This window comes from Paenibacillus sp. KACC 21273, assembly GCF_028736095.1.
Lineage (GTDB): Bacteria > Bacillota > Bacilli > Paenibacillales > Paenibacillaceae > Saccharibacillus > Saccharibacillus kyungheensis.
Genome location: NZ_CP117876.1, coordinates 1,524,193 through 1,544,668 on the forward strand (window position 1 = coordinate 1,524,193; position 20,476 = coordinate 1,544,668).

Below are 20,476 nucleotides of genomic sequence, written 5' to 3' on the forward strand. Positions count from 1 at the left end.
GTCGTATGAAAAAATGGATCGAAATGTATCGCTATGATCTGGTAGCTGTCATGATTATGCTGGCAGCCATCCTGTTGTTTTTACTCCCTATTTATAGCCCTGGACAAATTGTTTTTAGCGATATCGCTTTTGGAGCAACTTCTCATCGCTATTTAGAAGAAATTGCAGGGGTATGGAATGAGCGCTGGTCGACGTCTACTTTATTTAATGCACCACGTATTTTGTATATTCTGCCTTTCTATTTATTATCATTAGCATTCGGAGAAAGTGGCCCTGTGTTGCTCAAATCATTTATTACAGGGTTATTATTTATTTCTGCTTTTTCGATGTATGCTTTTGCTAAGCGGTTAGTTAGTGTGTATTACTCGCCTAGTTTTACCAAAACACGTATTTTTGCGATAGTGATCGGAGCCTTATTTTATGCGCTGAATCCATGGGTTGTTTTTCGTATTCAGCATATTTATTTATTATGCGGGTACAGTCTGTTTCCGTTAGTGTTGCGATTTTTCTTTAGTAGCTTTGATCCGAAGTTTCAGAAGCAACAGATTCATCATTATCATCTACATAAATTATATCAGCGGAATTGGATCGATCTTTTTATGTTGGCAGCGGTATTTACTATTAGCGCAGCCGCGATTCACTATTTCTTTTTTGGCATGATCTATTTAGCATTTTTTACAGCTCTTTTATTAATCAAATTAACATGGACGTATAGACAAAATGGTTGGGCTTTTTTAAAACCTTTATATATTAATTTTGCTCATAAATGGCTCATTTTTGGCTGTTTTTTCGGCTTATTAAGTTTTTACTGGTTGTCTTTGTATATGGGAAGTATCCTTATGGATGCACAGGCGTCCCAGCACAATATCAATGTGGTTGATACGTTATCGTTATTTAGCCGTAACAGTACACTGAAAAATGTCGCTTATTTGCTAAGTTACTGGTGGCCTATGTTTCCATTATCCAGTCTACCGAGCGTATTTTATATCGGTGGTGGGGTGTTATTACTGCTTATCGGGTATGCGATGGTCACTCGTTCACACAAAAATCCAATTATTTTGATTTTCACTTTATTAACATTATTCTTTTTGATTGCTGCTACTGGAACTACTTTTCCTTCGATTGCTGGATTTTTTGTGATTTTGGTAACCAAGACACCTGTGATCGGTTCTGTTTTTCGTGATCCAAATAAATTTATTGGGTTGATAGCTTTGAATTTTGGAGTGCTGTTGACGTTTGGGATTATACAGTTACTTGAATGGTTCGGAAGTTCCAGAATACAGCGAATAATCAAACATACTGCTTTTGTAGCGGTGATTGCGTGTCTGATTATTTATGTAACACCTTTACGTACGCAATTTGTAGCAGGGTACTATAAGCCCGTGACAGTGCCTAAAGAATATACCGAAATGGCAAATAAATTAACAGATCCTGATCGTTATGATAGCAAAGCGTTATATTTCCCGATAGCAGATAATATGATTCAGAGTTTTAACGGCGTAGCTACACCTTACTGGAATAAAGGCGAGACATCGATGCAAAAAGCGACCGGTGATTTTCAAGTCTATTCTTCGCCTAAAAACACGATTTTTCACCATGAAGGTAACGATCCAAGTATTACGTATTATATGAATTTTTTAGAGTATATGTTGGACAACGGGTTGAGCTCAAAAATGGGTTCATTGTTCTCTACGTTTGGCATTAATCAACTTGTCTATCATAACGAATATGAAGGACAGGAAAAGCGGCAACAATTTCAATTATCGATGCTAGAAGATCAGGCGGGATTGAAGCGAACGTATCAAAATTCGATCTTTTCAATCTTTCAATTGGATCAGGCGCCTGATTATATGAATATTTTACCTGCCAAAGTGGTCACACCATACGGATATAGCCGCTTGGAAAGTTATAGCCATCAACCTGGTTTTAATTTCAATCAATTCGGTGTGTTGTTCAGCACGCTGAATCCGAAGCTGAATACGATCCAGACTGTGCGTAAAGGCGATTATGTTGAAGCTTCTTCGTATAATGATTTATTTTTATCGCAATTGCCAGAAGCAGATTATTTACGTCCATTTGATGCGATCGAAGATGGAAATGCGTTTTTAAAATGGTCTAAAACATTTGCTTCTACCAACGATTGGCTCTGGTATCTCTCTTCACAAAATATTAAAAATTTCTCATTCGATATGGAGATGGATGCAGGAATTGCAGTCACTTTTGCCAGTGAAAAATTAGACGTACAGCCTTATCAGATGAGCAAGCTTGAAGGACGAACTGTTGTCGATTTTGATTCATTATTACGAACTGAAAAGTTCTTTACACCTGATAATCCGCAAATGTTCAGTGTACAGGCGAACCCTCTGGAGGGATTGAATGATGTTCCTACGTTGCATGGAGAAATTATTAAAGGCGATGCCAACAATATCTGGCAAGTTGCCAAATCAGGCATGATCGAAGCCAAAGAAAATAATCCGTATCAATTCAATATTACTGCTTCAGGTAGAGGTACCAATAAAATGCATGTCAAAATGAGATTTTATGATGAGCATATGGATGAACTTGGAGTGAGTTATGTTGTGGCTCCTTCAGAAGAAAATAACTTCAACGGGGTAAATTTCTACGGGGAATATGTATCCCCACCAGGCAGTAAATGGATGCGAATTGATCTGTTAACCCAGCAACGTCCTGAACAAAAAAATTACTGGTGGATTCATGATATTCAGTTGTTAGATCTGGGGAAATATCGTAAGCCGAATACATTTACAATGCATAAAAAAATGGAGCAAGAGCAGACATCCCATGTGTATGCGAGAGTATTTATGAACAAGCAAGGTGGAGAACTGGTATTTGGATTGCCTGACAAACAGGTGAAGATCACTACTCAACACGAAGGAAGCAATCAGTTTGAATGGATTGATCTGGGAGAACATCATTTTCCCGCAGGAGATTCAGCGATTACAGTCAATAATGTAAAAGGATTTAATGCGATCAACTTACTCGCGATTGTACCTACCGATCAAGCAGAGAAGTTATCATTTCCGGTAGAGCAAGCAGTGAAGCGAGGCAAATTATTTTTTACATTAGAAGCTGAAAATGATTTCTCCGGACAAGGGAATATGCAGACAGAACGTGCTTTTCCTTTGTTAAGTATGGGACGAGGAATCAGTTATCAACAAGGAACATTGCAGAAAAAAGTAGATATTCTCAAAACAGCCAACTATTCTGCCTCGATTTTGGCAAATATTCCTTCTGGATATCAAGGTAACTTAACGATGAAATGGATCAATCAAAAAACAGGCGAAGTCATTTCCCGCCAGATAACAAGTGATCAAGCGTATACCCGATCGACAGAAAATACTACGACCAAAAATACAGTTATCGAGACATTGCCTGATCAAGATGGATTCGCCAAGCAAAAATTAAGTATTCCAGGATTACTGCGTAATTACGGGCGGATAGAGTTCAAGGATTTATTGCTAACGAAAGGCACATATCAATTGAAATTGGTATTGGATAGTCAGGTGCCTTCTCTAACGACCGATCAAGATATTCATTTGATGAAAGCGAATGAAGTGAATGTACTGCCAAGTGAAGAGACGAGCGAAAGCTTGCTTCAAAACAGTTCAGCCGAATGTATGACAGATATTCAGCCCAGTCATACACGCAAAGTAATATCTTCTCAAGGCATGTCGATCGAATATGCACCTAGTTATTCTTGTGATTGGAATATCTATGCTTCTCAAAAAATGAAAGCTAGTCCGTTAGAAGAATATTCAGTCACTCTGGATGCGATCTCACAACATGTCAAACAGCGTCATATGAAATTAGTATTTTTGAATGCTGATTCTCAGATATTGCAGACTTCTTATATTAATGAAGTAGAAGAAGAGGATAAAACGAAGTGGAACCATTACGATCAAATTATAAAAGCGCCAGCCGGAACCGCGATGATGCAGTTCCAAATGCTAGCGCATGCAGATCAGAAAGTAAAAGGTTCTTTTCAAATTAAAAATTACTCTATTATTCCGTATAAAGCGATGATCATGGTCGATCAATTCATGTTATTTGAAGGTCAAGATATCGATCAGTTTTTTACAGTTCCTTCACATAAAGCTACAATCAAAGCCAATCGTGAAAATTCGATGGAACGAAGTTTTATACTCAGCAATCCGAATCATGAGCAAGTGCTGATTCGTGAAACAGAATCGCCGAATCCGCTCTGGGAATTCCGCCTGAATGGAGAAACTCAGCGAGCAAGATTGGCTGTGAATGGCGTGACCACTGGTTTTATGACCGAAGACAGTGGAAGTGGCACTGTTGTTATTATTCTAGCTTCTGCTTATCGTATAGGCTGGATACTGTTCGGTATAGGGATATTAGCTGGTATCGCTTGTATTCTTCCTTATAAACGCTGGAAAAAGCGAAGGCGAATGTAAAACAATCCAATGATGAGCTGATATTACATCACATATTTATATCCTGTACCCCAGACTGTACGAATATGCTGAGGATTTTTGGGATCGCGCTCTATCTTTTTACGCAAGCTGGAAATATGTACATCGATGGTACGATCCAGATAAGCGCGATCTCCTCCTTTAATACGATCCATCAGTTCATTGCGAGTAAAGACTTTGCCAGGGTAATTATACAGTTCTTTCATAATCGCAAATTCGATATGAGTGACTTCAACTTCTTGTTCTTCGACAAACAGACTATGACGATAATCATTCACAGAAATTCGTCCTTTTTTGTCTTTAGATACATTGACTTTGGGCTCGGTAATAATAGTCGGGCCACTACGACGTAGTAATGCTTTGATGCGAGCATCCAATTCTTTGAGACTAAATGGTTTACACAAAAAGTCATCAGCACCGTTATCCAGTGCCTTGATCCGCTCATTCAGCATCGTATTGGCAGATATCATCAATACAGGTACGGTAGATTGTTTGCGGATCTGACTGACTAATTCACTTCCATCCATATCAGGAAGCATAAGATCGGTTACGATAATATCCGGTTTGAAATGAAACAGTTTTTGAATAGCGTCTTTGGAATCATGAATCATTTCGGTAAGGTAACCTTCTTCTTGAAGAAAAAATGCAATCATATCTGCCAGACTTTTCTCATCTTCAATAAGAAGAACTTTGATAGACATCGCTGTCACTCTCCTGTATGAAAAATAATAGGCTTGTTGAATATCTCCCTTTACTATTCTATAACATGCTTAATACAACGATATTTAAGCGAAATATATAGAAAGATCAAGAATAGAATTTCAAGTAAACATAGCAATTTCAGCTTTAAAACAATGAAAGTAATCCAAATGTTAAAAAAATGCGAATCAATTAGCATGAAATTTTATACGGAAAAGAGAACTTTCTTAAAATATACATGAGAAAATGGAATAGGACTATAGTATCATTCGACTCCCTATATTTATTTTCGGCAGAAACAGCTAAAATGAACAGTTTTTTTAAGTTCTTACTACATTTTTCGGAAGAGGGTTTCATATATGCGCATGATATTGTTGTCCGGTGGGTCAGGTAAACGTTTATGGCCTTTATCGAACGTTAATCGTCCCAAACAATTTCTTCCTGTTCTTCGTCATCAAGGTCAGCCTGAAAGTATGCTACAGCGAATCTGGAGACAATTGCAAGATGCAGGTTTGTCAGAGCAAGCTTATTTTTCAGCTAGCGGGTATCAAGCTGATCTGATTCGTGGGCAAATTGGTATCGATGCTACGATTATTGAAGAACCTGCGCAAAGAGACACGTTTCCGGCAATCGCTTTAGCAGCTTCATATTTATATCATCATGCTGGTGCTACACGTGATGAAATGATAGGAGTCATGCCGGTAGACGGTTATGCCGGTGACGAGTTTTTTGAGCATTTGCGTAAGCTTCCATCTATATTGGAGAAGTCTGGTGATGAGATGGTCTTAATGGGTGCTTCTCCAACGGAGCCTTCAGACAAATACGGATATATTGTACCATTGATGTCTGAACTGGTGGATAAGGAATATTTTGGGGTTTGCTCCTTTTTAGAAAAACCAGATATAATCACTGCCCAATCGTTAATACATAAAGGGGCATTGTGGAATTGCGGTGTATTTGCATTCCGCTTAGGATTTTTGCTAGACCATATTGAAAATCAAGGTTGGAACTCTAACTATAATGAATTGTTAAAGCACTATTTAGCATTACCCAAAACAAGTTTTGATCTAGCGGTTGTAGAAAAAACAAAGCATATATCTGTATTACCGTTTCATGGAGAATGGAGAGATTTGGGAACATGGGATTCATTAATTCGTGAAATGGATTTTGATGTGACCGGTTCAGGATATATCTCTCCTTTATCTCAAGATACTCGTATTATTAACGAACTAGATATACCGGTAAGTGTATGGAATGTTCCTAATGTGATTGTAGTGGCAGGGCCTGACGGTATTTTAGTGACCAATCGTGAAGATGCTACAGGCATTAAAGAGATGGTGGGACAGATAGAAATTGCTCCGCGGTTTGAAGAACGTTTCTGGGGCAAACAAACGATTATTTCTCATCGGCAAGATGAAGGCGGGCTGGAGACAGTGACCAAACGAGTCGTGATTACATCAGGTCGCTTTATCAGTTATCATGAACATAAATTACGTAAAGAAGTATGGACGATTATATCAGGTATAGGATATATCTGCCTTGATGGAGTTATCACGATGATCTCTCCAGGTGATGTTATCGTTGTAGAACCGGGGATGAAGCATTGTATCGGTGCTTCTGAAGGTGAACTGGAATTTATTGAGTCACAGATAGGCAAAGCTGTATCGGAGACTGACATTATAAGATACGAATATCCTGGAGTGACTCCAGATGGTTTGTTATCAGAAGGTCTTTCGGGTTAACCTGCTGTCCGTGGTAGAAAGGACCGTTAGTCATGAAATACAGAATACTTCTTTGGTTCCGATCTCCTTTGATAGGAACAATCATCTTAACGATCTTTGGCATAGCAGGCAATTATTTTAAATTGGACTTATCTTTAAATTTACGGTTTGCACTGGGCAGCGCAGCACTTCTGATTATTTTCCGGTTATATGGATTACGATTTGCTGTGCCTGCTTTACTCGCTATAAATATACCTTTTGGATTTGGCGGGTCTTATCTTTTTATGACCGGCTTGTTTGGTTTGGAGATTTTATTTTTGCATTTGTACTTCAAGCGATTTAGCAGAGGAGTTTTATTCAAAGCAGATCTGATCTTTTGGTTATGTATAGGTCTACCTCTGATATATGGTATGTATGAATATCGTCTTCATCCTATTGATATTCAAATGATCGCATTGATTCTTCTTGAGCAAAGTTTTAATAGCATTATTAATTTATTGATTGCTTCGATTTTGTTAGAAAGTATTATGAGTCGTGTAGCGATAGGTAATCAGCCGATCTATTCGATTTCGCTGGGACGTATTATTTTTAAATATTTAATTGCCTTCGTTATCTTTACAGCGTTGTTATTATTAGTGGTTATCAGTCATCAACAATTTTATGATATTCAAGGGTTGTATTCTTCATATATGGAACGTTCTTCACAAGTGTATAAGCAAGATATACAGATTAGTTTGTCAGATATGCGCAAAACCAAACCGTTAATGAACATATATAAAAAGAACTTTTATATCGATTCAGTTGTCGTAAGCCCGTTAGGTACATCTATGTATAGCACGCTCAATAGCGAGACGACACAACAACTTGTAGAGTCTAGAAATGATGAATCTTTGATTATTTCTACTACCAAAGATGGAGCTACTATTTTTCATCATTTCCCTATAAATCGGTTAACCCTGATCGAGCGATGGCAGGAGTCGTACTTTGTTATGGATATTCCACTAGATCATAATTATCGATTAATTTTAAAATTGACAGCGGCGTTTTATTTAGAACGTATTTATATATTTTATATTCAAAGTATTACAACGATTTTGATTGTTATCGGGATAGCGATTTTGTTGGCAGATCCGATTAGCCGTAAAATTACTAAGTCTTTACTGGAGTTAGCCAAAGCGTCTAACAATATTCCTGATAAATTGAGTAAAAATAAGCCGATAGATTGGCCGGATAGTAATATTGTTGAATTTCATGCATTAATTGATAATTTCAAATTAGTATCACTGGTATTAGAAGAGCAGTTTTTGCAAATTCAACATGATAAAGAAAATTTAGAAATTCGTGTAGTTGAACGTACATTTGATCTGGCAGAAAGTGAAGCTCAAAAAAGTGCTATTCTCAAATACGCTATCGATGGCATCATTTCAACAGATCATCAGAAAAAAATAACAGAGTTTAATCCTGCCGCTGAAAAGATGTTTGGCTATACACGTGAACAAGTGATGGGTAGACCATTATCGGAATTGTTGCTACTAGATACGATTCCAGCAGGAGACAACAACTGCCCGGTCACAGCTATTCATGCAGACCGTACAGCTTTTCAAGTGGGATTAACACGCAGTGAGATTCTAGCCGAAGAATCTTCGTTCCAGACATTTTTTGTACATGACTTGACGCAACAAGAAAGAGCGCAAGCCGAGCGTTATGAACATGAACGTCAATTGGAAGTGCTGACAGACCGATTACGAGAAGAACAAGGCGCAGCAGAAAAGCAAAAAAGTATTACCGGCAATTTACTGGAATCGGTACAAGAAGGCATTGTAATGTGTGACTCTCAAGGGATTATTTCATTTATTAATCCGACGATGTTATCGCTATTTTCAATCAAAGATTATACCGGTTATCCTATTCAGCAATTGTTACGTGATATAGAAAGTCAACTGGTTACCGAAACGTCTTTATGGATCGAAAAGTTAGAGCGATTTCTGCAAGGAGAACACACATGGAATCAAGGCGAGATGGTATTGTTACAAAATGAAAAGATTCTATCGCTCTATGTCACTCCAGTAACAGATACAGTACAACAGATTGAACATGGTGTGATTCTTGTTTTTCGAGATCGCACTGAAGAAGAGCATATGAAGCAGATGCAAAATGAATTGATGAGCGTGGTCTCTCATGAATTGCGCACACCATTATCTGCAATGATGGGTTATATCGAAATGTTAATGATCTATGAAGACATGTCGATTGAAAAAAGGCATGCTTTTATAGAAACGATTCATCAAGAAGGACAGCGGTTGTCTCATTTAATAGATGATTTTCTAGATATTCAGCGAATCGAAGCCGATTATGCCGAGTATCATATGACCTATATTCCGCTATATGAAATGTTGCAAGGTATTTGTGATCAATGGAATCCAGAATCAAGAGACCGTATCATGCTTCATCACGAAGGATTGCATGAAGTATTTATTAACGGCGATCAGCAACGCTTGATTCAAGTTTTTCGAAATTTGATTAGTAATGCTCTTAAATACTCTTCAGATGATTCGATGGTTCATATTGTTATCAACGAATTACAGGATCATATTTCGGTGTCGATCAAAGATTCAGGGATCGGGATTCCACCGGAAGATCATGGTCGCATATTCCAAAAATTTTTCCGGGCAAGTTCTGCTTCCAAGCACAATATCAGAGGAACAGGGCTTGGATTATATATTACAGAGCGGATTGTCAAAGATCATCAGGGTGAATTGAATTTTGTATCTAGACCCAATAAAGGTTCTACCTTTTCTGTGATTCTACCCAAACCGAAAAAGAACGATTCTATTCAGCACACTGAATAATATGCAATCATCTGATTCACTGCTCTGTCTGCTAGGGTACTTACAATAGGAAACGAGATAACGTTATCATAGAGCTACAACGTTTATCTTTAAAAGACAAATTCTGAAATATGGAGGCTTATCCCCATGGCAGAAACAAAATTAACCGGTAAAGTAGCAGCAGTAACAGGTGGCGGATCAGGAATAGGTAAAGCATCAGCGATACGATTTGCAGCAGAAGGTGCTGTTGTATATATGTTAGATCGTACCCCTGAAAATGCAGAAAAAACCAAAGCTGAAATTGAACAAGCTGGCGGTAAAGCATATGTAATCGAATGCGATATTTCCAAGCCAGAAATGATTGAAAGTGCAATGAAACAAGTAGCGTCTGAAGCAGGTCAATTGGATATTGTATTTGCTAATGCAGGAATCAACGGTAGCAAAGCTCCTATTGAAACTTTGGAAATAGATGATTGGAATCAAACGGTGGAGATCAATTTGCGCGGTACATTTGCAACTGTAAAATATGCTATCCCTCATTTGAAAGAAAATGGTGGTAGTATTATTATTACAAGTTCTATCAATGGTAATCGTGTGTTCTCTAATGTAGGATTCTCTGCATATGCCTCTACCAAAGCAGCGCAAGTTGCTTTTATGAAAATGGCGGCATTGGAACTGGCTCGTTACAAAATTCGAGTCAATGCTATCTGTCCGGGAGCGATCGATACTGAAATCGATGATAATACGTATCCAAGTGATGATCTAAAAGAAGTAGAGATTCCTATGGAATTCCCTGAAGGTGATCATCCGCTTAAAGGTGAACCAGGCAAAATCGAAGAAGTAGCTAACCTTGTGCTATTTTTAGCATCTAGTGAAGCTTCTCATGTAACAGGTACAGAGATATTTGTAGATGGCGCTGAATCGTTATTAAGAGGATAGTTGTATCTACAAGTATATAAGATAAAATGTTCTATAGATTCACTAGCCAAATCCTTTTTCGAGCATATCGGGAAAGGATTTTGTTATGTCTACCACTTATTAGTTCTTTTTCAAATCAATCAATTGACAGTGTCAGGTGTGCTGAATTAAGCTAAAGATATTGAACGTATTCACGTTAATAAGATCAGGTCAATCACGTAAATAAATAACTGCACATGAAGATAGAGGGAGAGTCTGTGGATGTATGTGATCCACCACCGAAGGAGCAAGCTAACCATTTGGCGATGGTTAATTAATCTCTCAGGTACCCGAACCGCTATTGGATGCAACTCTGGAGAGAGCATATGAGCCACCCAAGGAGTACCACCGACAGTTGTGTTCGGTCTAAACTCTCAGGTAACGAGGACAGAGGAATAGGCCACGCGCAGGCTATTCACTGTCTTTTTTTGTGCGCGCATATTTTGGTGATAAGGGAGAAGAAAAATGATGCGATTTAAAAATGTATTTAATATTATTGGACCTGCAATGGTAGGACCGTCTAGTTCACATACAGCAGGAGCAGCACGTCTGGGTAGAGCAGCGCGACACTTTTTGGGCAAATGTCCTGAGCATGTACAGATTATTTTGTATGGTTCTTTTGCAGAGACGTATTGGGGACATGGAACAGACCTTGCTCTAGTAGGTGGTTTGCTTGATTATGATACCGATGATGATCGCTTACCGGATGCAGCTGAAGAAGCGGATCGTCAAGGCATTACGATTTCTTTTGATAAAGGAACAGGCAATTATCCTCATCCTAACTTTGTGCGTATTATTGTACAGCATGGAGAAGAACGTGCCGAAGTCGCAGGTGCTTCGATTGGTGGAGGTAATATTGAGATTCATGAGTTAAATGGATTCGATGTGCGCGGGTCGGGTCAATATCCGATGTTAGCAGTTGAGCATATGGATAGTAAAGGAGTACTTGCTGATATTACACGTACACTGAGCGATGCTGAACTGAATATCGGATTTATGGATGTTGATCGCAAAGCACGTAGCGGAGAAGCGATGACTGTGATAGAACTTGATACTGTACCTGACCAGTCTGTGCTTAACCAGATTTTGCAATTGCCTTATGTTACCCGGGCAGCTGTGATTGATTTGAAGTAAACGAAGTTCAAAGGAGAGTGTGATATGCAATTTCGCACATTAAAAGATATTGTTCGGTTATGTGAAGAACGTTCACTAACGATAGCGGAACTGATGATTGAAGAGCAAGTGAAAGAAACAGGAGTAAGCGAGCAAGACGTTATTCAACAAATGACCGATTATTATCAGGTGATGAAAGAAGCGGTCGAGCGCGGAATCACAGAAGATACCGTTTCACGAAGTGGACTTACTGGTGGAGATGCACGTCGTGTACATGACTATATGTTAAGCGGAGATACATCGTCAGGCAGTGATGCGACGCGTGCGATGGCTTATGCATTAGCCGTATCAGAAGTGAATGCTTCAATGGGACGGATTATCGCTACGCCTACCGCAGGCTCATGTGGTATTATTCCGGGAGTATTTGTCAGTTCGCAAGAGCGTTTTGGTTGGGATGATACACAGATGGTACAAGGATTGTTCGCAGCCGGTGCTATCGGTTATGTGATTGCTAACAACTCTTCGATCTCAGGCGCAGAAGGTGGATGTCAGGCAGAAGTCGGTTCAGCAATAGGTATGGCCGCTGGAGCAGTGGTTGAGATGCGTGGTGGTACACCGGAACAAGCGATGCATGCTGTAGGGCTGGCTCTAAAAAATACACTTGGATTAATCTGTGATCCGGTAGCAGGGTTAGTCGAGATTCCTTGTATTGTTCGTAATGGATTAGGTGCAGTAAATGCGTTAGCAGCGGCAGATATGGGGCTGGCTGGAGTACGTAGTGCTATTCCTTCAGATGAAGTGGTTGATGTCATGTTACAAGTCGGACGTTCGATGCCAAGTGAACATCGCGAAACAGCTCGGGGCGGACTCGCTCAAACGCCAACAGGACGTAAAATTACGGAAGAATTAAGACGCCGTAGACAAGAGAATAAGAATTAACTAACAAAATATCCATTTATATGCATAATACCGAAAAGCCGTTTATAATAAAGCGGCTTTTTTCGATTTTTCTTCAAACCTTTCCTTAATATTCCGATAAATTGTTGTATAATTCGATATATACGCAAATAAATTAGTAGTATAGTTATTCAACTTTTACCCTACTTCAAAGAGTACATACTAGTATGTATGGGTCTAAAGTATTGTATTTATTTTGAAATAAAGGTTCATACGATGTGTTTGGAGGTGAATACAACGTTATAGCTTGTTCGTTATGTCAACAAGCTTTAAATAATCTTATGATATTCAAAGTGGGGTCAACACACATGAGGCAGTATGTAGCTTGCTTGCTGATGATATTACTATTATGTACGAATGCGACAAGCGTTTCAGCCACTAGCACAGAAGCATTTACCGATATCAAACAATCGTATGCTTTTGATGCAATTACGTCATTATCCGCGCAAGGAGTCATTACAGGTTATGAAGATGGAAGCTTTCAACCGCAACGCTCGATTTCTAGACAGGAATGGGCGAGTGTTTTTGTTAAAAGCTTGAATTGGACATCCGAACCAGGAACAGTATTACCTTTTACAGATGTATCTCCGTGGGCTGTTCCTTATGTCAGTGCATTGTATCAACATCAGATTACGAATGGGATCAATGCAACCACATTTGGTGTAAAGCAATCGATTACCCGTCAAGACATAGCGGTCTGGTATGCTCGTTATCTAGGATTAACCGATACCTTGCAAAAAGAAGGCATAGCTACATTTGCCGATCAAGCAGATATTTCAGATTATGCCAAGTCCAGCGTATGGCTGATGGAGCAATTAGGTTTGATGCAAGGAAATGAGCAACATCTGTTTGCACCAAAACAGCCTGTTCAACGTCAAGCAGCTATACTGGTCGCTTATCGGGTACTACAATCTGGAGATGAGTTACATCAGCGTGCAAAGCAATTGTTAGCGCAAGGGACTAAGCCTGTATCTAAGCCAGCTAGTGAGGCAGAGCCAGACCTTCAACCTGTACTGACGATAGGCGGTAAATCACCTTCTACAACCATAGATAAAGTAGAAACAACACCTGAAATTACAGGAAAACGGGCAAATGCCAAAGACAAAGACCGTAATCAAAATAATCCTAGACCCGATCCTGAAGTACCTGTTGTTCCACCAGTAACTCCACCTCCAGTTGAGCCTATATTTGTATTTGATCGTGTGAGTATAGACGCTCCTGTATTGTGGAATGATCCAGCAACATATAATGATTATCAACTATCATTTTATTTCTGGTATCAAGGTCAGAAGATTGCTTGGTCTGAGAAAATATTATCCGATCTTACGTATCAATTTGAAGATAAATTAAATATATTTGATACCCGTGGCAAAATTATTCATCCTGAACATATTCCCGCAACAGGTGGATTGATTCCGGTCACACTTCATCTTGTATCACCACAAGCGAAGCTTGATCTTCATGTCACGACGATGGTGATGGTCACTATCAAATCACCACCACCAGTAACTCCACCTGTAGAACAGCCGGAAGCGGAGCCAGATCGTGTCATTCGCTCTGTTTATATGGATACGTATACGTTAGATCAATCGGTATCGCTCAAATTGGATTCATGGCGTATTCGTTATGTGCTTCAAGATGTGTACGGTTATCCGATCGCGCCTGAATATTTACCAGCCGACCTGCATATTCGATTTGAAAATGATACAGGGATTATTGATGAACAGGGACGTATTATCAATGTGCATAATATTCCGCCTGTAGGTAGCACAATTCCGGTTCGAATCAGTGTAACCTCACCTTCGACCAGCGTATATCTAAATAAAGAATTTGAGTTGAAAGTCGTAGCAGGTGAACGTAGAAAGCAATATTTTGCTGTATCTGTGATGTTAGAAGGAGGATCAGGTTCTTCGACGACACTAGCTGAAATGCAACAGATGCGTAGTATGCTGGCACAGATTGATCCGCATTTACACATTACATGGGCAATCGATAACAATTTTGTTTTCCAAGAAAGCAACCGTCCGCAATTACAACAAGTATTACAGTATGTGGATCTGTATGGAGATGAAGTAGGTATTTTGTCAGGCTATCCGAACAATCACTATACATTAGCACAATGGGGCAATGAGATGAATGAGTGGTTGTATATGTATCGCTATAATGCTATGAATGCGTTACATGAATCAGGTACAGTAGGGCAACCTTCAGTATTTACCAGTATTCCGGTAGCATATCGTCCTACTTCATTGTCTAGCTTTGCCGTCAATCCAGAGCAGGTGACATGGCTCAAAGATCATTTTGAGATCACTTCGTATATGGGCTGGGCAGCGACGCAGTATAATGTGAATCAATTATTTGGAGAAGGTTCGCCATTAATGCCTTACTGGTCGAATCAATATAATCCATTAGTTCCAGCGCAAGGAGATGTAGACAATAGCGGAGCTGTATTTATGAATCCTGTCACGATCGATCCGATTGGTTCAAGGTATGTAGAAAAGTCCTCCCGTTGGACGATTCATCCGGGTGATCCGTATGTGAAAGATTCGAATGCTGAGCCTCAACTATATACCGCACAGCAATATGTCGATAATCCGTATCAAATGATGAACACAGTTAACTATTTATCTATAGTGATTGATACGAACTGGGTGTTACGTCATGATAATTTGTTCAATGGATGGAAAGACTTTGTCGATCATTTTCCAGCAGGACGTGATGTGAGTATTGTAGGGATTAATGAGCTTGGTCAAACGTATCGCACCCAATCAGGAGCTACTAATCATCAAGCCCAATTTACACTGATGTTCAGAGGTTCCGGATATACGACAGCTTTAGATGGCAATAATTCACCAGCCGATACTCGTTATTTATGGACTGAAAATGCGTACCAACGTCTTATTTTGCGTAAACAAGATGGAGATCAAGCATGGTCAGTGATCGATTTTACCGATTATACGAAAACGCCTGTTCCGCAGACACCGTATGCTTTTGATAGTCATACAGAAGTGAGTTATGTGACCGGACGTAATTACAAAATTGCGCCCAACGCACCGCTAACGTCGGCTGAAATTCAACGGATTCAAGAGCGATTGCAACAGATTCATTTTACCGAAGAAGTGGATTATCAATAGAACATCATACCCAAGGCATTCCTGGAAAGTTAGGGATGCCTTTTTGGTATATTATGATAGAAGGAATACATAATAGAGATAGCGCAAAATAGAAGATATTGCATCAGATATCGAACAAAGGAGTAGAGAATAGTGGACATTCAAGCGATGATATCAAATAACTCTTATGGTATAGCAGACATTATTCATTTATTTCAAGAAGAACTAGCGCATAATTTGGTAGGCATTTATATTCATGGTTCTTTAGCGATGGGTGGTTTTCATCCGCATCACAGTGATATCGATTTGCTAGTTATTGTGCAAAAGAAAGTCAATCGTTCGGCAAAGCTCCATATCGCTAACAGACTTTTGAAATTAGAAGAACATCTGATATCTAGTAGTGGATTTGAGATGAGTATATTATTGGAAAACGATGTGAAGCAGTTTGTATATCCTACTCCATTTGAATTCCATTATTCTGCATATCACCGGGAAAAGTATCGAACAGATAAACAATATGTCTGTGAAGGAGCAGAAGATCCTGATCTAGCAGCTCATATATTTGTAACGTATGATCGAGGTGTAACCCTATATGGCAAAGAGATCAAAGAAGTATTTGTACCTATTGATCCACAGTGGTATATTCGCTCGATTTTAGCGGATATTGAACATGTAGCAGACGATATTGTTGCATCACCTGTATATTTCACACTCAATCTGTGCCGGATCTTATTTTTCCTCAGCGAAAATGTAATTTCTTCCAAACAAGAAGGCGGAGAGTGGGGATTAACACATGTTCCTGCTACATATTCCAAGCTTATTCAGACTTGCCTTGATCAATATCAAGGAGTTAGTGATTCTACTGCGTTAGAGATTATACAATTACAAGAATTTGCCCGCTATATGAAAGGTGAAATTCAAAAGCAAGTGAATAATTCAAACGAAAAGATAGACGATCTTAAATCTTTTTTATAAAGGAGATAATAGATATGCCTGTACCTCATAGCGATCATGAACAGATGATACACCAAATCATTATAGAATGGATCACTGCTGATTGCTGGATGATGGAGATTTTGCGAAATGTACGGGATTTAGGATTGCCAGATAGTTGGGTATGTGCTGGATTTGTGCGTTCGAAAATCTGGGATCAACTTCATCAGATAGAATCGCGTACACCATTAGCAGATATTGATGTGGTCTATTATGATGCTAGTGATCTAGATGAAAAAACAGAAAAAGTATGGGAACAACAGCTATCTCGGATGCAACCACAATTACCATGGTCAGTGAAAAATGAAGCACGTATGCATATTGCTAATCGGATTGCTCCTTATGATTCTACCGTTGATGCAATATCATGTTTTCCAGAAACAGCTACAGCATTAGGGATTAGATTAGACGAACAGGATCAATTGATTCTGGTTGCTCCATGTGGACTAACAGATGTTTTTGAAATGAAGATCCGTGTCAATCCACGCTTTCTTCAGAGTCGAGGAGATATTCATATTTATCAGCAACGTGTTCAACAGAAAAATTGGCAACAGATCTGGAATCGTTTAATGATTATCGATTCCCCAACGCTGTAGCTTATAAATTGATAGGCTCCATAAGTACCTATAGAAAAAATCAATTAGAAAAGTGGTATAATCAATGTTAGATTATAATATAATAATCTGATGAACATAGTCGGAATAAAGAGGTGACAGAATTGAGTGACATTTATCGTTTGGCAACATTGGAAGATGCAGAGCGTGTACTTCATATCACATATGAAGCCTATGTAACTATTCGTGAATTAGGATTAACATGGCCAGCAGCTCATGCTGATCTAGCATTGATTCAAGATAATATTACGCATAATAAATGTTATGTGTTAGAACAAGATGGATTGATTGTAGCGACTGTAACTTTGGCTGATCCTGAACGGGTCAAAGAATTAACAGCTGAGACAGGATTACCGTTTATTATGTGGTTTGCGGTTGATCCGAATGTACAAGGAACCGGCGCAGGTAGCAAATTGTTAAACTGGGTCGAACAACATATTATCCGTGATGAAGTAGGAGCACCTGCGGTGACACTCGGTACAGCGGAAAAACACCCATGGTTATTGCCGATGTATGAGCGTAGAGGATATGAAAGTATACGAGCTAGAGATGCAGGCAAAGGAGAAGGACCGATGCATTTAATGCGTAAAGTGGTTCATCCCGAGCGTTTTGAAGTTTATTTGCAAGAACGTAAGCAAGCAGAACAAATTCAACAAACTTCTTCTCAAGGTAATTAACATATGAAATTTGTCGTATTCAGTCTTATTGCGAACCTTCCTCATGCGCTAACAGGTGAGACCTTAACAGCACAACAGAAATTCCAAAATATATTAAAACAAGCAGAGTTAACAGAGCGTCTAGGTTATGATGCTTATGGTGTAGGTGAGCGACATGGAGAACCTTTTTTGTCTTCTTCACCTGCTATTGTACTGACTGCAATCGCAGCACGCACATCACGTATCCGTCTGTTGACGACTGTAACGGTATTAAGTGTGCTTGATCCGGTAAGAGTAGCAGAAGATTATGCTACTCTTGATCATTTATCTAATGGACGCTTAGAATTGATTATTGGTAAAGGGAACGATCCGCGCCATTATGGATTATTCGGAATCACTGAAGAAGAACAATGGGATTCATTAGCAGAAAGATATGAATTGTTACGACAATTATGGAGTCAAGAAAAGGTGAATTGGCAGGGGAAATATCGTCCGGCATTGAATGAGTTTACAAGTCAACCGCGTCCACTTCAATCGCCGATTCCAATCTGGCATGGAAGTGCCTCAAGTACACGTTCTACAGAATTGGCAGCCAAGTATGGAGAACCGATTTTCTCATCCAATTCTTTTCATCGACAGGACAAATACAAAGCATTAATTGATCATTATCGGGAACGGTTAGCTTATTATGGTCATGATCCATCTCAAGCTATTGTTGGAGCAGGAGCAGGAAGCCTGTATCTAGCGAATACGAGTGAAGAAGCTATTCGCCGTTATCGTCCATATTATGATCATTTTCAGTCTACAGATGCTGCGAAGCACAATCAATCGCCTTTTGTAGATTTAGAAGATAATATTGCAAATGGCCCGGCTCTTATCGGAAGCCCTGATCAAGTCATTGAGAAAATTCTTGATTATTACCAAGCATTTGGACATCAGGCATTAAGTATCAGCGTAGATGGATTAACCGAAACAGAACAGTTAGAACAGCTCGAACGGTTTGCAACAGAAGTTGCACCTGTGTTAAAAAAAGAAATTCCCAGTACGATATGGGAAAAAGAAGTGCAAAAAGAGCAGCTCATTTAAGAGTTGCTCTTTTTGTGTATATTCTATTATATGAAGATGGTTAGATTATTTTTTATTCTGTTGCTTAACTTATACTTCATCCAGTACAAGCGGACGAAGATTAGCTTCGATCTGTGCACGTTTGCCTTCAAGGAAAGGAGGCAGAGAAAGGGTTTCACCTAACGAATCCATCGATTCATCAATATCGAATCCTGGTGTGTCTGTGGATAATTCGAATAAGATACCATTCGGTTCACGGAAATAAAGAGCACGGAAGTAGTGACGATCTACTTTACCTGAATTAGGAATACCTAATTTGGATAATTTGTCTGACCATAGATCATATTCGGACTCATCTGGTACACGGAACGCTACATGATGGACACCACCGCGACCTAGACGTGCATGTGGAAGATCAGGACGTGTCTCGATATGGACTTCTGCGCCTGCGCCACCTTGTCCAGTAGAATAGACTTCAATATCTGCAAAATCGCCTGCAAGCGAAGGATATGAGCCTGTATGACGGAATCCCATCACTTCAGTCAAAATCATAATAGTCGAAGCAGGTTGAGCTAGTGTTAGTGTAGTTGGTCCAAGTCCAAGAATCCCGTATTCTACAGGTACTTCAGATTGATCCCAAGCTGTTCCAGCCGCGATACCTTGTTCGCCGTTGTCGGCTACAAGAATAAGGCGTGTACCTTCAAAGTCTTGAAAAGCCAATGTATCTCGTCCAGCACGTTGTTTGATTTCTTCATGAGTCACATTCAATTGGTCAAATCGATCAGACCAGTATTGCAAAGCTTCTGTTGTCGCTACTCGTAAAGATGTTGCTGAAATACTAGATACCCCTTGATAGCTAGGTCCGATACCTGGTAAATCAAAGAAAGTCAATTCGGTACCAGGAGAAGCAACAGCATCACCGTAAAATAGATGATACGAAGTAGTATCGTCTTGATTAACTCCTTTTTTCACTAAACGCATACCCATAACTTTAGTATAAAAATCGTAATTTTTTTCCGCTTTACCTGTCATAATCGAAACGTGATGAATACCTAATAATTCCATAATGAATATCCTCCTCAAAGTCAAACGATCTATTTATAAAATGTGCTTACATTTGAAATCTTAATATTAAGATAATTATAACATGAAGAAAATTAATTACAAGTCTTTTCCATGAAAAAAATATAGTAACTATGTAAAAAAGAAAAAAACTACAAAAGAAAACTAAAAAAGAACCTTTAGATCAGAGAATCATCTCATTGATCTAAAGGTTCTGCTTATATAGATGAATAGATAAAAA

General features: G+C 39.1%; 13 protein-coding genes and 1 riboswitch. Of the genes, 11 read left to right on the plus strand and 2 right to left on the minus strand.

All coding sequences use genetic code 11. The annotated features are described in order from the left end of the window. Positions 1 to 5 precede the first annotated feature (5 nt). Positions 6 to 4,439 carry an O-antigen polymerase gene (locus PQ460_RS07080; RefSeq protein ID WP_274172192.1) on the plus strand — a complete coding sequence of 1,478 codons (4,434 nt, stop codon included), beginning with the start codon at positions 6 to 8 and terminating at the stop codon, positions 4,437 to 4,439. A 23-nt stretch (positions 4,440 to 4,462) separates the two neighbouring features. Here PQ460_RS07080 and PQ460_RS07085 read toward each other — a convergent pair whose 3' ends face one another. Then, positions 4,463 to 5,158, minus strand: a complete 696-nt coding sequence (locus tag PQ460_RS07085; RefSeq protein WP_204823172.1) for a response regulator transcription factor — start codon at positions 5,156 to 5,158, stop codon at positions 4,463 to 4,465. Positions 5,159 to 5,515: 357 nt separating this feature from the next. On the opposite strand from PQ460_RS07085, the gene PQ460_RS07090 reads away from it, so the two are divergent. The 10 genes from PQ460_RS07090 (at position 5,516) to PQ460_RS07135 (ending at position 19,194) form a co-directional block, all read left to right on the plus strand. Beyond that, positions 5,516 to 6,898, plus strand: coding sequence for a sugar phosphate nucleotidyltransferase (locus PQ460_RS07090; protein ID WP_274172193.1), 1,383 nt, complete (start codon positions 5,516 to 5,518; stop codon positions 6,896 to 6,898). Between the two features lie 68 nt (positions 6,899 to 6,966). Further along, positions 6,967 to 9,726, plus strand: a complete 2,760-nt coding sequence (locus PQ460_RS07095; protein WP_274172194.1) for a PAS domain-containing sensor histidine kinase — start codon at positions 6,967 to 6,969, stop codon at positions 9,724 to 9,726. A gap of 126 nt (positions 9,727 to 9,852) precedes the next feature. Then, entirely contained in the window at positions 9,853 to 10,644 is a 792-nt protein-coding gene (locus tag PQ460_RS07100) for an SDR family oxidoreductase (protein ID WP_273613171.1), read from the plus strand. Between the two features lie 215 nt (positions 10,645 to 10,859). After that, positions 10,860 to 10,970: riboswitch (glycine riboswitch) on the plus strand. A gap of 160 nt (positions 10,971 to 11,130) precedes the next feature. Further along, positions 11,131 to 11,796 carry an L-serine ammonia-lyase, iron-sulfur-dependent subunit beta gene (sdaAB, locus tag PQ460_RS07105; protein ID WP_273616337.1) on the plus strand — a complete coding sequence of 222 codons (666 nt, stop codon included), beginning with the start codon at positions 11,131 to 11,133 and terminating at the stop codon, positions 11,794 to 11,796. A 24-nt stretch (positions 11,797 to 11,820) separates the two neighbouring features. Beyond that, the gene (gene sdaAA, locus PQ460_RS07110; protein WP_273613170.1) at positions 11,821 to 12,714 is read left to right on the plus strand and encodes an L-serine ammonia-lyase, iron-sulfur-dependent, subunit alpha; all 894 of its coding nucleotides are present in this window, start codon (positions 11,821 to 11,823) and stop codon (positions 12,712 to 12,714) included. Positions 12,715 to 13,040: 326 nt separating this feature from the next. After that, positions 13,041 to 15,866: an S-layer homology domain-containing protein gene (locus PQ460_RS07115; RefSeq protein WP_274172195.1), complete on the plus strand. Its 2,826-nt coding sequence runs from the start codon at positions 13,041 to 13,043 to the stop codon at positions 15,864 to 15,866. Between the two features lie 132 nt (positions 15,867 to 15,998). Continuing rightward, a complete protein-coding gene (locus PQ460_RS07120; protein ID WP_274172196.1) occupies positions 15,999 to 16,820 on the plus strand; it encodes an aminoglycoside adenylyltransferase domain-containing protein in 822 nt (273 codons plus the stop codon). Positions 16,821 to 16,834: 14 nt separating this feature from the next. Further along, positions 16,835 to 17,434, plus strand: a complete 600-nt coding sequence (locus PQ460_RS07125; RefSeq protein WP_274172197.1) for a nucleotidyltransferase family protein — start codon at positions 16,835 to 16,837, stop codon at positions 17,432 to 17,434. A 122-nt stretch (positions 17,435 to 17,556) separates the two neighbouring features. Then, a complete protein-coding gene (locus PQ460_RS07130; RefSeq protein ID WP_274172198.1) occupies positions 17,557 to 18,129 on the plus strand; it encodes a GNAT family N-acetyltransferase in 573 nt (190 codons plus the stop codon). A 3-nt stretch (positions 18,130 to 18,132) separates the two neighbouring features. Next, on the plus strand, positions 18,133 to 19,194 hold the full coding sequence (locus tag PQ460_RS07135; protein WP_274172199.1) for an LLM class flavin-dependent oxidoreductase: 1,062 nt from the start codon (positions 18,133 to 18,135) through the stop codon (positions 19,192 to 19,194). Between the two features lie 69 nt (positions 19,195 to 19,263). On the opposite strand, the gene PQ460_RS07140 is transcribed toward PQ460_RS07135, so the two are convergent. Continuing rightward, positions 19,264 to 20,238, minus strand: a complete 975-nt coding sequence (locus PQ460_RS07140) for a ring-cleaving dioxygenase (protein WP_274172200.1) — start codon at positions 20,236 to 20,238, stop codon at positions 19,264 to 19,266. Positions 20,239 to 20,476 lie beyond the last annotated feature (238 nt).